The following is a 13,514-nucleotide window of genomic DNA, read 5'->3' on the forward strand; positions in this document are numbered from 1 at the left end:
TTCTAGTATCCAAACCATCTTTCTCACGCAGTTACCCTGAACCTCACACTTGTTTAATTATATGAGTAAATGTATCTAATCATGGGCTTTGGCAGATTGTTGGCATTTGATTATCGAACATATTATTAACTTACTTGTATAAAATAGCCTCTTTAAAATAATTAGTTAAATAGCTTAAGAGTTTATGCAGGATATTTTAGTGGTAGTTCAATGGTTCTTATAATCAGGCTGTTTTATTGTGAACAACCTATCAAACAACATCTAAACTTCGAGAATTGCTCATCACATTATCTGAGATAGTATTCATTATTATTGGATATACCCAAAAACAAAGATACTTGAGCTGTTGGGTAGTCCTAATTTCGTTGGATAATTAGTCTATCATTGACTAATTATCCCATAAGCTACTGATTCTTAGTTGAATGAGACTCTGATGGATATCACGTTTACCCTAAAATAATTCACTTAACATGGCGCTACTTTAATCATTCTTTCTAATACGATTGTTAAATTTAAATACGTATTCCTATATTATTAAAAGGATAATTCCGATGAGTAGCGATATCATTAAAATTTCAAGAAATACTGAAAACGCACCAATAAATTCTGTATCTACACAAACGGTCGCTTTTTCTCATTATAATAACTTTTCAGCTCAATTACCTGTCGACCCTAAAACAGGTGAAGTTGTGATTGGTGATATTAAAGACCAAGCAGCGCAATGCTTAAATAATATTAAGACCATTGTTGAAAGCATCGACCATGTTATGGATGATGTTGTGAAGATTAATGTTTTCGTTAAGAATATTTCTGATATCGATGCTATCGATGAAGTTTACAAAAGCTTCTTCCAAAACAGCCTTCCTACACGTACAGTCGTGGGCGTCGCTGCGCTTCCAAACAGTGACGCTTTAGTTCAAATGGATGCGCTTATTTCAAACGGCGAAGGCACCAAACCACAAGCACCTTGCGCGCTAGTGAAGGTATCAAGAAATACAGATAACGCTCCGCAGAGTGCTGTATCGACGCAGACTGCGGCTTTTTCTCACTACAACAACCTTTCGGCTCAATTGCCAATCGATGTAAATACAGGTGAGTTGGTTTCAGGCGGTATCACAGAACAAACGACACAATGTTTAGCAAATATTAAAACGATTCTAGAGAGCATCGGCCATGTTATGAATGATGTGGTTAAAACCACTATTTACCTTAAGAATATTGAAGATGCAGAAAAGGTAAATGAAGTTTGCACTAAGTTCTTCCCAAGTTATGTACCAGCGCGAACGGTTGTTAATGCCGCTGAACTACCAATGGGCGCTTTAATTCAAATCGATACATCCGTTTCACATGGCGACGGTACACCGCCACAATTACCAGAAGACACTCGTTTACTGGTTATTGAAGCGAATAATACTGTTGATGCGCCATTTATGTCTTATTCACACACCGTTGCTTTCTCTCACTACAATCATATTTCTGGTCAACTACCTGTAGATCCGAAAACCAATGAAGTGGTTGCTGGTGGTATAAAAGAACAAGCTGAACAGTGCCTACAAAATATTAAGGCGATAATCGAAAGTGTTGACCACAGCATGGACGATACGGTGAAAATTAATATTCAGCTTAAGGATATTTCAGATATTGATGCGGTGAACGAGATCTACACTACGTTCTTTAATGCTGACTTACCGGCAAGAACGGTGGTAGGGGTTTCAGAGATTCCTATGAATGCTCTAATTCAAATTGATGCCGTCGTTTCTAACTGCGAAGGCACGCCACCACAAGACTAAACGTCATTTGACCTTTCTCGATAACAGCGATCAGATCTCGGTTTAAACTCCTAAATATGGAGTGGCACATCAACCGTAGATCTGATCAGTTAATGTCATCCTAGACGTTAATCAATCATCAAGCCTCGCTACACAACTCGTTCAAAGCGATATAATTAAGCTTATTCTCGACATATGGTGCTTATTAAGTCGAAGTGTTTTAATATGAAAAACAGACGCTTAACGTAAGAAAGAAAACCAGTTTATGCAATTTCGAATTATTTTACTGCTGTGCCTTGCCCTAATAGGGTGTTCGTCCAATCAAGAATTGATACCCGACCCAAAAAACATCACGCTATTTTATGGCGATACATCGATCTCGGCAGGTGTTTTAGAGGATAAAACATTTAGTTCAGTGCTCGCGGATAGGGTTGAAAGCGTGACGTTTTCGGGTTCAATACGAAAGCAAGACTCTGGCTACTTCGTCGATATGTTAGTGATTCGAGAAAAGAAAGAGCCACGTTCAACTCGACAATTAAATACTTCGCTTCTTATGAAGCCCGGAGAGTTGGTGGATGTTGGCGGTGTGAATAACGATGTCTTCAGAGTCATTATTGAGTAGCAAGACAAACATGCCGATTAATTTGAATTTTCACTTTACCTCAACCTAACTTCAAGTCTTAAGCTTCTTTTACTCATTGAAAAGGAGCTTATTATGCAAAATAACTATGTAAAAGAACTTGCTGTCAAAACTTACCAAGAAGACCTTCAGAAAGAGTACGTAAAATCTAAAGCTCGCCCATTTCATGCCCCAAGTTTTATCGGAGGCATACTGTTGTCAGTCGTGTTGGTTGGCTTGTTTTAACTTATGCAGAATCTTTGATCCACTGCCAACTCTCAATACATCTATTTGATGCACTTTAATGCATAAGGCACAATCGCTTAGGTTGAATTATGACGCCAATGTCGAGAGGAAGTATGGCAAGTCCAAGAGTTTTAAAGGCGCAGATTACTGATATTGCCTGTGGTGAGAATGTCACTATCATCGAGCCAAGCAATGTTTATGGTTGTGAGCTTAAAGATGACGTGTTCGTTGGCCCCTTTGTCGAGATTCAAAAGAACTCCGTGATAGGCGAGAGAAGTAAGATCCAATCTCATACCTTTATTTGTGAGTATGTGACTATCGGAAATGACTGCTTCGTAGGCCACGGCGTGATGTTCGCAAATGACTTGTTCAAAGAGGGTAAACCAGATCCAAACCCAGACAATTGGGGACGCACGGTTATAGCAAATAACGTTACCATCGGTTCTAATGCGACAGTATTGTCTGTCAGCATTTGCGAAGGTGCAGTGATTGGAGCGGGTAGTGTGGTGACCAAAGACATCACCGAGAAAGGTATCTATGCAGGTAACCCTGCTAAGAAGTTAAGAGACTTACCTTAGACTCAGAAGACAAGCTGAGATGTATGAATCATAAGGTGCGGCTTTTTAGATAAGCATCAGAGTATTGATTATGGATATATTTTTACACTTACTTCAGCCAAGCGACGTCAGTGCTTTATTGGAGTTTGAAGTCGAAAATAGAGCGTGGTTTGAGCAATTTTTTCCAGCTCGGGAAGACCGTTTCTATTCCAATGCGGGTGTTGCCGAGCAAGTCGCGAGCTTTCTAACAGAGTATGACAATGGCGAGATGATTCCTATGTTGATAAAAGACGCTAATGGCACTATTTGTGGGCGAATCAACGTTCGTGATATCGGCCAGAACGCTGAAAGTGGAGAACTAGGTTATCGAGTGGGTCACGCATATGGTTCTAAAGGTATTGCGTCCAACGCGGTGAGGAAGTTACTTATCTACTTGGCTGAGCACTCTTCCCTTAAATATGTTGATGCCTATGCGTTAGTGGGTAATGTTGGCTCAAATAAAATTTTATCCAAGGCCGGTTTTGACTTAGTTGAGCGCGTTGAAAGTTACGCCGTGTTCAAAGGGAAGGATCAAGATGCTCATTATTATCGTAAAGCATTATCTAATTAGATGGTTATTGGTTCAAACACATTAGAAGCTGGCAGCGTCCTTCTAGCCAGCTTCGAGTCTTTTTTTTCAAGGTTTAAGGTTACTTCTAGTTACGGCCACTTATAGATTTACGGTTACTTCTGAGGTTTGTTTCGTTCGATTACGCTAATCGCGATAGCCAAAAACAGGATATCTTTCACTAGGAAGAAGTTAGTGACTAAGATGCCATCTGATACTTTCCAAGCATTTGGCGTTGTAATCAGGAAGCTGAGTGTTACAACAAAGATAGCCGCTGCTGCAATGCCTGAATAGAATGCGACTGTCGGCTTCTTAAATCCAACGATCAATCCAATAGCGACAATGATCTCCGCACCACCCACCATGTTAGACACAGCTTGTACAGAGAACAGATTGTAAAGCCAGTTCATTGCAGGATGATTTGCGATTAGCGGTTCAATGAGCATCGCTTCGGTTGGCGTAAACTTATAAATACCAATCCAAGCGAGCACCAATGCTACGCCAACCACTCCAAGGTTATATCCCACATTACTCTGTTTTAAATCATAGGTTTGAACATGCATAAAAGTACTCCATTTAATAAAATCCCTGAATATGACCGCACTAGTGCAAAATTAATTTCGCTGTGAGAGTATTAGTTTATAAAATGAATCATAAACCTTGGCACTTTTGGTATTCCTTATGCTAATGATTTATGTAAAGAAAATGAAACTAGAGCTTTGAATGAGAGCTTTAGATGACAGAATAAGGAGATAGGTTATCAAAGCGTTTATATATGATGTATTTGGTGGGGAGTCAGCGAAAGGTAACCCTTGTGGGGTCGTAGAACTTGGCCAATGGTTAGCCGACTCGGAATTACTAGAAGTAACGCATCAACTGGCATTGCCAATCACTGCTTTCATCGTGAAATCAGAAAATGATTTCGATATTCGTTGGTTCGCCTTAGATGGTGAGATAAACCTTTGTGGTCATGGTAGTTTGGCTGCAGGCACTAGTTTGATCGAAAAGTATAAGCTCAATGAGGTTACCCTAAATAGTGATTATGGACAGGTCGTGATCTCTAGAAAAGAAGGCTTATCTCAAATAGAACTGCCAAGCTGGAAGGGTAAATCTTACTCGCAGGTAAGCGATGTTCCTATTGATTTAGCGGCTTTAAATCAACCTGTTATCGAAGCTTTTTCTACGAGAGATTTAGTGCTGATTTTGGATTCAGAGGAAGCCGTAAAGAATTTTTCGCCTGACTTTGAACTGTATAAAAAAATTAAAGATCTGCATGCAGTGATGGTGACAGCCAAAAGCTCAGATGACAGTTATGTTCTGCGCTATTTTGCGCCGAAAATCGGTATTTCGGAGGATTTAGCGACAGGTTCGGCACAATGTTCACTGGCTCCATATTGGTTTGATAAGTTAGGGAAAGATAAACTTTCAGTTCGTCAGCTTTCAAGCTCTGGCGGTTGTTTTGAAGTTGAGAGAAAGACAGACTCTTCAATTGCGGTGTTGGCACGAGTTGAGCGCCGTCCATAACAGAATGGTGATCTCACTGGAGAGATAGAGCTTTCTAATTTTTGTTTTCAATATTAGGAATTTGGATTAGATTACGCTGACGTAAACCTAATTATAAGAAGAGAATCGCTCGTGAAAATCCATAGAATTAACCCGACCAAACGTTGGTCTGATGTAACTGTATTTAATGGCATCGCAAGTTTTGTTGAAGTACCAGAGACGGATACATCGGCAGGAATTAAGAGTCAGGTTCAGCAAATTTTTGATCAAGCTGAAGAAATGATGAGCTTGGTCGACAGCGATAAATCTCGCGTATTGTCGGTAACTATTTACCTAACAGATTTTGATAACTTTGATGCACTAAATGAAGTGTGGGACTCGTGGTTCCCTGAAGGTAGCGCACCAAGCCGTGCATGTGTAAAAGCTGAACTGGCAAATCCAGAACTGTTGGTTGAGATGTCGTTTATGGTTGCTGCGGGTGAAAAGTTTCAATAAGCCGAATTATCGGTAGAAATAAGCTTCGTTAATACAAGTAACGAACTGGTAAAACAAAGCCACTCAGGTGAATCACTTGAGTGGCTTTTTTTGTTTTACACGCTAACCGAAACTAAATCGGATTAGCTATTAAGCGATGCCTTGATCTCTTGCCATCTGCTTCGCAATCTTCGGAGCATGCCATAAACACGGCAACAAGATGAATGATACCGGAACAGCGGTGATCACAATGAACGACTGCAGGGCAGAGATACCACCAGAGCCCATTGAGATAAGTGCAATGGCTACCGCACCCATGATGATACCCCAGAAGGTACGTACCGCTGCGTTCGGCTCTGTTGTGCCTGTCATTACTACACTGATCGTGTAAGTCATCGAGTCACCTGTCGTCACGATGAACGTGGTTGTCAGGATAAGGAACAGAATCGCCAGCAGAGTTGGGAACGGCAGTTGCGCTGTAATTGCTAGAAGAACAGCTGGAAGGTTAAAGCCTTCGAACGCACTAGAAATCACGCCTGGGTTCTCTAATTCAAACGCTAAACCACTACCGCCAACGATGCTGAACCAGAAACAAGTTACAAGCGGTGCAATGATGCTGATAGAAACGATCATCTGGCGAATGGTACGGCCACGTGAGATACGAGCAATGAAGATTGCCATCATCGGGCCATAACCTAAGAACCAACCCCAGAAGAATACCGTCCAGCCACCTAGCCACGCTGTATCCTGGCGGTAAAGTGCCATTGGGATGAAGTTATCGACCATTTCGCCCATGCCTTGTAGGTAGCCATCAATGATGAAGCTTGTTGGGCCTACTAGCAGGATGTAGCCGATTAGGCACACAGACAAGATGATGTTGTAACGGCTAACCAGTTGGATTCCCTTGTTCACGCCACTTAGTGCAGACAGCGTGTACATTGCGATAGCAAATACGATAACAACACTTTGAGTCGCAAAGCTGTCTGAAATACCAAACAGTTCGCTCAGAGCGTAGCTGATTTGTAAACCAAGGAAACCAATAGGGCCGATAGTACCCGCGGCTACAGCGACGATGCTGCATGCGTCGACTACGTTACCAATCCAGCTATTTATTGCTTTGTCGCCAAGTACTGGGTAAAGCAGAGTACGAGGCTTAAGAGGAAGGCCTTTGTCATAATGCAGGTGCATTAACACGATAGAAGACAAACCGCCTAAGATTGCCCATGCAAGGAAACCCCAGTGCATGAAAGATTGTGATAGAGCGTTGAACGCCATCGCTTGCGGATCAGCATTGCCATAAAGTGGCGGAGCCGAAACAAAGTGAGCAATAGGTTCTGCCGCTGCCCAGAACACACCACCGCCGGCTAACAGCGTACATAGGACGATAGACATCCATTTAAAGGTGGTCATTTCAGGGAGGGCAAGCGTTCCTAAACGAACGTGGCCTGTGCGTCCTAGTGCAAGCACTAAGCCGATAATGAAGTTGAGTAGTAGTAGGACTTGCCAGAAAGCACCGAACCACTTAGTTGAGTAACTAAAGCCGATGTTAACAAGTTCGGACAACACGGAGGTGTTGGTGAAAGCGAGGATGACAAAGAGGGTTAAAAAACTGCCACTAAGCCAAAAGACTGGGTTTCCGAGTTCCAGTTTTTCACCCAAAGATTGAGCTTTGTTGAAATCGATAGAAGTAGATTCTGCGTTGATGTTTTCGTTGGCGACTTGCGTCAAGTTGGACATTATTTCTTCGCTATATTTGGCTCTTTCAAGCCTATGTATTTCTCCCACACTTGCATAGAAATGTGAGGTTCGTCAAAAAAGCCGCAGATACTAACACATTTGTTATCAAAAAGTGGGCGAATTCCCAAAAGAAACCCAAATCATCTATAAATCTCTACTTTTTGGTTAGTTTTAATGCGAATTTTTTCTCAACACTGAGTCACATTTCTGATTTTTGAGACATTATTTTTTAGCTTTCCGAAATAAATTAATATTAGTTGTTGGTGCAAAATAAGTGTCGACTCATTGCATGCTATAAACAAATTAATGCGAGTCATTTTATAAATACTGAATATTTTAGGTGTTTAATTGGCGCTGTTACCTACAGTTGTTTTGCGAAGAGATTTAAGTGGTGAGGAAAGCGCCATTTAGATTAAACATCTTGAAACAACAACTTAAGGGATAGCTAACATGCACCTAAACCAAGGAAGAGTGGCCAAGAAGGTTTTTACACTCAGTACTCTCACCGCGTCATGCTTGATGGCGTTCAACAGTTATGCGGCTGTTGATTGTTCAACGTTAGAAACGTGGGACTCTGCCACGGTATACACCGGTGGTGATCAGGTTTCACATGACGGCAGCGCGTACTCAGCAAATTACTGGAATCAAAACAATAACCCGAGCCAATTTGAAGGTGACTATGCACAGTGGAAAAAGCTAGATGTGTGTAGCGGCAATGGAGGCGGTGGTACACCCAATGAAGCACCAACGGCTTCGTTAACAGCGCCAACGGCATCAGATGTGATTGTTGAAGGCGACAACGTCGTATTAAGCGCAACAGCACTGGACACTGATGGCAGTGTTGCTTCCGTAGAATTCTTTGTTGATGGTTCTTCGGTCGCGGTTGTGACAGCGGCACCATTTGAAGCGGCTTGGGCTGCAACGTCTGGTAATCATCAGATTTCAGTTGTTGCAACGGACAATGAAGGCGCAGCAAGTGTTACAAGTGCGGTTTCTGTCTCTGTTGATTCCGTTACACCAGGAAATGAAGCACCGACAGTTTCAGTTGCGCTTTCAGCAGCAGCGGTCGATGTTGGTGGTGTGGTAACGCTTACTGCAACAGCAGCAGACAGTGATGGCACAGTTGATAAGGTTGATTTCTATGTGGCTGGTGCCCTTGTGGGTACAGCAGCGACAAGCCCATACACACTAGATTACACAACGACTCAAGCGGGTTCTTTAGCGGTTTACGCGAAAGCAACCGACAACCAAGGCGCAACGGCTGATTCAGCGCTAGCTTCTTTGACGGTTAACGGAGCTCCAACGGTGAGCACTTGTCGTCCTGATGGCCTGTATCAAACTCAAGGTGTCGATGTACCTTACTGTACGATTTACGATGATGAAGGCCGTGAGAAGATGGGTGCGGATCATCCACGTCGTGTGATTGGTTACTTCACAAGTTGGCGTGCAGGGGACGATCCACAAGCTGCTTACTTAGTAAATGATATTCCTTGGGAGCAACTTACACACATTAACTACGCTTTCGTGAGCATTGGCTCAGATGGCAAAGTAAATGTGGGTGATGTAAATGACCCTGAAAACGCAGCGGTTGGTAAAGAGTGGCCGGGCGTTGAAGTTGATCCTGCCTTAGGCTTCAAAGGTCACTTTGGTGCGTTAGCGACAGCGAAGAAAAAACACGGTGTTAAAACGCTAATCTCTATTGGTGGCTGGGCTGAAACCGGTGGTCATTTCGCGACAGACGGCAGCCGAGTGGCTGATGGTGGTTTCTACACTATGACGACCAACGCAGACGGCTCTATTAACCATCAAGGTATAGAGACATTCGCAACTTCAGCGGTTGAGATGCTGCGTAAGTACCAGTTCGATGGTCTAGATATCGATTACGAATACCCAACTTCAATGGCGGGCGCAGGTAATCCATACGATAAAGACTTTATGGAACCACGTCGTCAGTACCTATGGGCTTCGTACCAAGTGTTGATGAAAGTGTTGCGTGAGAAGCTTGATGCAGCCTCTGCACAAGATGGCAATCACTACATGTTAACTATCGCGGCACCTTCTTCTGGTTACCTACTGCGCGGTATGGAAACATTTGATGTAACCAAATATCTCGATTACGTAAACATCATGTCTTATGACCTTCACGGTGCGTGGAACGATCACGTAGGTCATAACGCTGCGTTGTTTGATACAGGTAAAGATTCAGAGTTAGCACAGTGGAACGTTTACGGCACTGCGGCTTACGGTGGTATCGGTTATCTGAACACGGATTGGGCTTACCATTACTTCCGTGGTTCTATGCCAGCAGGTCGTATTAATATCGGTGTGCCTTATTACACTCGTGGTTGGCAAGGCGTGACAGGTGGCGAAAATGGCCTTTGGGGCCGAGCTGCACTTCCAAACCAAGCTGAATGTTCAGCAGGTACGGGTGAAGGTGAGAAGAACAATTGTGGTCATGGTGCAATTGGTATCGACAACATGTGGCACGATACCGATCCGAAGGGCAACGAAATGGGCGCGGGCTCTAACCCAATGTGGCACGCTAAGAACCTAGAGAAAGGTATTTGGGGCTCTTACGCTGAGGCTTACAAGCTTGATCCTGTGAACGATCCATCTGATGTTTTAGCAGGCACTTACACGCGTAACTATGACAGCGTGGCGGTTGCGCCTTGGTTGTGGAATGCAGAGAAGGGCGTATTCCTTTCAACGGAAGATAAACAGTCTATTGATGTGAAAGCAGACTACGTTATCGACAAAGAGATCGGCGGCATCATGTTCTGGGAACTGGCAGGGGATTATAACTGTTATGTACTCGATGCGAACGGTAACCGAACATCTATCGATACGACCGAACAAGCGTGTAATAGCGGTAACGGTGAGTTCCACATGGGTAATACAATGACGAAAGCTATCTACGATAAGTTTAAGTCTGCGACTCCATATGGAAACAAAGTGGCGACTGGCGCTATCCCGACAGAAGCGTTGGATATTACGGTTTCAGTTGGTGGCTTCAAAGTAGGTGACCAAAACTATCCAATCAATCCTAAGATCACGTTTACAAACAACACTGGTCAAGCACTTCCGGGTGGTACCGAGTTCCAGTTCGATATCCCAGTGTCAGCACCTGATAACGCAAAAGATCAATCGGGCGGTGGTTTAACTGTGATTGCTTCGGGTCATACTCGTGCGGATAACATTGGTGGATTAGATGGAACCATGCACCGAGTGGCGTTTACTTTGCCTACATGGGAAGAGCTTCCAGCTGGTGGTGTGTATGAGTTAGATATGGTGTATTACTTGCCAATCTCAGGCCCTGCTAACTATGCAGTAAGCGTGAATGGTGTCGATTATGCCTTTAGCTTTGAGCAACCAGACCTACCATTAGGTGATATCAGTTCAGGTGGCGGTAACCCTGGCGATGGTGGCACAAACCCAGGTACATGTGATACAGCTGGTTTAGCGGTTTACCCAGACTTACCTCAGAAAGATTGGGCGGGTAACCCAAGCCATGCAAACACAGGTGACCAAGTGGTTCACAACGGCAGTATTTACCAAGCAAACTGGTGGACAAGTTCTGAACCGGGCAGTGATGGTAGCTGGACTCAGGTTTGTTCTTAATCTAACGATAGATTATGTATTTATAGATAACGAATGCGAATGATTTTAAGTTTATTTATCAGTATCTTAGTTTGATTTAAATACATAGCTGAAGCGTAAAATCAAAACGTCGAACTGAATCCAGTTCGGCGTTTTTGCTATAAGTCACAGATTGCGTATAGAAACCTCTCAGAATATCGACACTCGTTCAGTAAAAAAGATAAGTATGATATAAAACAGTCTGCCTATAACAAAAAATAGCGTTACCTAAAATTAGAAAGCTATGGGGTAATCTTGAAAGTCAGACGTAAATACATTCTTAGTTTTTCAATTGTGCTGGCCGTAGTTTCTCTGATCCTCTCTGCTGTTCAATTCAACCGAACGAAAGAATCACTATTAGAATCCAACCAATTCTTCTTTCGTACTATTGTGAACGCGAGTTACGACATCGTAGACACCACAGTCAACGAAGCGATCAAAACCTATCTCAAAGGTGTGACGGATACCGTCGCCTCTCACGCACTGCGTGTCACTCCAGAACAAGAAGTTGAAGAAGTCATTCGAATTGCCAACGAATTGGTGATTGGAGAGTCTGGTTACATCTACCTGATGTCACCACAAGGTATTCATCTATATCACCCGTTTTTACAAGGGAAAAATCGCGCGCATTTAACCCATATTCAACAACAACTGAGCTTACATTCTGGAATGACCCAGTATTCTCATGCCAATCCGCATGAAGTCGGTAAGCGTGCGAAGGTCGCATATTCAGTGAGGCTACCGAGTGGCAATACATTGGTGGCGACCACTTATAAAGATGAACTGATGTATCTGGTTGATCTCGAAGCACTTAAAGACAAACTGAGAAAGTATTCGTATGGCGATAGTGGCTATGTATATATCGTTGATTTACAGGGCACGTTAGTCCTTCAACCTAACTTTGAACACGAGCACTTAAAAGTCTTGATTGATGACTCTTCAGAGTTGCTTATCGATAAAGTCGTCGATGAACCTGAAGGTCACTTTAGTTACTCTATCTCTACGGCAGATGGCACGACGAGTAAAAACATCTTCTACAAGTTTTATCCGTATCTGAATTGGGTTATTTCTGCTGGTGTCTTAGAACAAGAGCTCAACAAAAACCACAGCTTGTTGTTGGCAAGTTTGATGACGTTGGTTGTTAGTCTACTGAGCATCATTGTTGTTCTGGTGCTTTACCTGCGGCATCGTCACTTAAAGATCTTAGATGTGGCTAGCCTAGATTACCTTACAGGGCTGCAGAGCAGGCGCAGTTTCATCGAACAGATAAAGTTGAGAATATCAGATAACTCACCTTATCCATTGCAAGGCGTGGGTGTAATTTTGCTGGATATTGATCATTTCAAGTCGGTGAACGACCTACACGGACATGCACAGGGTGACAGTGTGATTTGTGCGGTCTCAAAAACCTTGAAGCAGTTTACAAATAATCATCGCTTGATTGCTCGTTATGGTGGAGAAGAGTTTATTCTGGTGACCTTTGATTGTGATGAGCTTCGGTTGTTTGAATTATCAGAAGCGTTAAGACACAGAGTTGAGCAGATAGAAGGGTTAGTTTCGCCAGTGACTGTGAGTGCAGGTTGTTGCTACGCTCAGGTGCTGTTTCAGATCGAAGGTACAATAGAAAAAGCCGATAAAGCGCTTTACCGAGCTAAAGAGAATGGTCGTAATAACACTCAGATGTATCGAGAGAATGAATATCGCATTGCGTATACCTGATGCACTTGGCGTCTTTTAAAACGATAGATAAAACGACAGATAAACGATAAATAGAAAAAAGCCCAAACTGTGCTTCTGTTCTTTATTAGAACGAGAGGAACCGTTTGGGCTTTTTCAGAATTATTTGAAACGCGAGTCGCTAATTTAAGCTTTCGCTGCTTTCATCGCTTCCGTTTTTTTTTCCTTTTGCATTTTTGCAAGGAAGTAGATATTTACACAAGCGATAAAGCCGTTGGTGGCTGCAACTGGCCACGCATCAATCATGATGCCGTATGCTGTGAAGAGAGCACAGCCAATAAAGTTAAGGACACGCAGACGAACGATGTCTTTCATTGTTAATGAAATTGCGACCATAATAGACGCAGCGTAACCTAAAATTTCAACCATATTGAATTCCATTGTGTGACCCTCTTAAATTTGCCGATACTTTGTCGGTACCAATTCTTCTCTTCATGAGATGATTGAGGAAGCTCCGTGCCTCGAATGGTCTGGTTATGTTTTACGGGGTAGACTATACCAACTCTGTTTTTGTGATTAAACCCCCAAAACGGGCAGAAGTGAAGGTTAGCGATTACGCAAACGTTTAATGACCTTTCTATTAACATAATTACTAATTATGTTGGAGGTTTAATTGATAGTTATTCTTA

The 13,514-nt window shown here is 42.8% G+C and carries 12 protein-coding genes; 9 read left to right on the forward strand and 3 right to left on the reverse strand.

All coding sequences use genetic code 11. The features are described 5' to 3' along the window. Window positions 1–551 precede the first annotated feature (551 nt). The 5 genes from AC3CKG_RS22635 (at window position 552) to AC3CKG_RS22655 (ending at window position 3,801) form a co-directional block, all read left to right on the forward strand. Window positions 552–1,790, forward strand: a complete 1,239-nt coding sequence (locus tag AC3CKG_RS22635; protein WP_488529419.1) for a RidA family protein — start codon at window positions 552–554, stop codon at window positions 1,788–1,790. 244 nt (window positions 1,791–2,034) lie between these two features. Then, the gene (locus tag AC3CKG_RS22640) at window positions 2,035–2,391 is read left to right on the forward strand and encodes a hypothetical protein (RefSeq protein ID WP_076666588.1); all 357 of its coding nucleotides are present in this window, start codon (window positions 2,035–2,037) and stop codon (window positions 2,389–2,391) included. Between the two features lie 93 nt (window positions 2,392–2,484). Next, window positions 2,485–2,634, forward strand: coding sequence for a hypothetical protein (locus tag AC3CKG_RS22645; RefSeq protein WP_162929982.1), 150 nt, complete (start codon window positions 2,485–2,487; stop codon window positions 2,632–2,634). Window positions 2,635–2,747: 113 nt separating this feature from the next. Further along, entirely contained in the window at window positions 2,748–3,212 is a 465-nt protein-coding gene (locus AC3CKG_RS22650; protein WP_488529420.1) for an acyltransferase, read from the forward strand. Between the two features lie 70 nt (window positions 3,213–3,282). After that, window positions 3,283–3,801, forward strand: coding sequence for a GNAT family N-acetyltransferase (locus tag AC3CKG_RS22655; RefSeq protein ID WP_488529421.1), 519 nt, complete (start codon window positions 3,283–3,285; stop codon window positions 3,799–3,801). A gap of 113 nt (window positions 3,802–3,914) precedes the next feature. Here AC3CKG_RS22655 and AC3CKG_RS22660 read toward each other — a convergent pair whose 3' ends face one another. After that, window positions 3,915–4,361, reverse strand: a complete 447-nt coding sequence (locus tag AC3CKG_RS22660) for a DUF417 family protein (protein ID WP_102361708.1) — start codon at window positions 4,359–4,361, stop codon at window positions 3,915–3,917. 196 nt (window positions 4,362–4,557) lie between these two features. Between AC3CKG_RS22660 and AC3CKG_RS22665 the strand changes: the two genes are divergently transcribed. After that, complete coding sequence (locus AC3CKG_RS22665; protein WP_488529972.1) at window positions 4,558–5,322, forward strand: PhzF family phenazine biosynthesis protein; 765 nt, start codon at window positions 4,558–4,560, stop codon at window positions 5,320–5,322. A gap of 111 nt (window positions 5,323–5,433) precedes the next feature. Next, window positions 5,434–5,796: a RidA family protein gene (locus AC3CKG_RS22670; RefSeq protein WP_488529422.1), complete on the forward strand. Its 363-nt coding sequence runs from the start codon at window positions 5,434–5,436 to the stop codon at window positions 5,794–5,796. 129 nt (window positions 5,797–5,925) lie between these two features. Here the strand turns inward: AC3CKG_RS22670 and AC3CKG_RS22675 are convergent, their stop codons facing one another. Continuing rightward, window positions 5,926–7,512, reverse strand: coding sequence for a BCCT family transporter (locus tag AC3CKG_RS22675; RefSeq protein ID WP_488529423.1), 1,587 nt, complete (start codon window positions 7,510–7,512; stop codon window positions 5,926–5,928). A 450-nt stretch (window positions 7,513–7,962) separates the two neighbouring features. Here AC3CKG_RS22675 and AC3CKG_RS22680 point away from each other — a divergent pair, with 450 nt between their 5' ends. Together AC3CKG_RS22680 and AC3CKG_RS22685 are read left to right on the forward strand one after the other, a co-directional pair. Beyond that, window positions 7,963–11,130: a chitinase C-terminal domain-containing protein gene (locus AC3CKG_RS22680; RefSeq protein WP_488529424.1), complete on the forward strand. Its 3,168-nt coding sequence runs from the start codon at window positions 7,963–7,965 to the stop codon at window positions 11,128–11,130. Window positions 11,131–11,403: 273 nt separating this feature from the next. Beyond that, on the forward strand, window positions 11,404–12,867 hold the full coding sequence (locus tag AC3CKG_RS22685) for a diguanylate cyclase domain-containing protein (protein WP_488529425.1): 1,464 nt from the start codon (window positions 11,404–11,406) through the stop codon (window positions 12,865–12,867). A 144-nt stretch (window positions 12,868–13,011) separates the two neighbouring features. Here the strand turns inward: AC3CKG_RS22685 and AC3CKG_RS22690 are convergent, their stop codons facing one another. Further along, a complete protein-coding gene (locus AC3CKG_RS22690; protein WP_017068159.1) occupies window positions 13,012–13,266 on the reverse strand; it encodes a YgjV family protein in 255 nt (84 codons plus the stop codon). Window positions 13,267–13,514: the final 248 nt, after the last annotated feature.

It is taken from the genome of Vibrio sp. QJM3NY_15, assembly GCF_057785995.1.

Coding starts and splice junctions, on each gene's coding strand:
- AC3CKG_RS22635 (WP_488529419.1), top strand. CDS start 552: ATGAGTAGCGATATCATTAAAATTTCAAGAAATACTGAAAACGCACCA.
- AC3CKG_RS22640 (WP_076666588.1), top strand. CDS start 2,035: ATGCAATTTCGAATTATTTTACTGCTGTGCCTTGCCCTAATAGGGTGT.
- AC3CKG_RS22645 (WP_162929982.1), top strand. CDS start 2,485: ATGCAAAATAACTATGTAAAAGAACTTGCTGTCAAAACTTACCAAGAA.
- AC3CKG_RS22650 (WP_488529420.1), top strand. CDS start 2,748: ATGGCAAGTCCAAGAGTTTTAAAGGCGCAGATTACTGATATTGCCTGT.
- AC3CKG_RS22655 (WP_488529421.1), top strand. CDS start 3,283: ATGGATATATTTTTACACTTACTTCAGCCAAGCGACGTCAGTGCTTTA.
- AC3CKG_RS22660 (WP_102361708.1), bottom strand. CDS start 4,361: ATGCATGTTCAAACCTATGATTTAAAACAGAGTAATGTGGGATATAAC.
- AC3CKG_RS22675 (WP_488529423.1), bottom strand. CDS start 7,512: ATGTCCAACTTGACGCAAGTCGCCAACGAAAACATCAACGCAGAATCT.
- AC3CKG_RS22680 (WP_488529424.1), top strand. CDS start 7,963: ATGCACCTAAACCAAGGAAGAGTGGCCAAGAAGGTTTTTACACTCAGT.
- AC3CKG_RS22690 (WP_017068159.1), bottom strand. CDS start 13,266: ATGGAATTCAATATGGTTGAAATTTTAGGTTACGCTGCGTCTATTATG.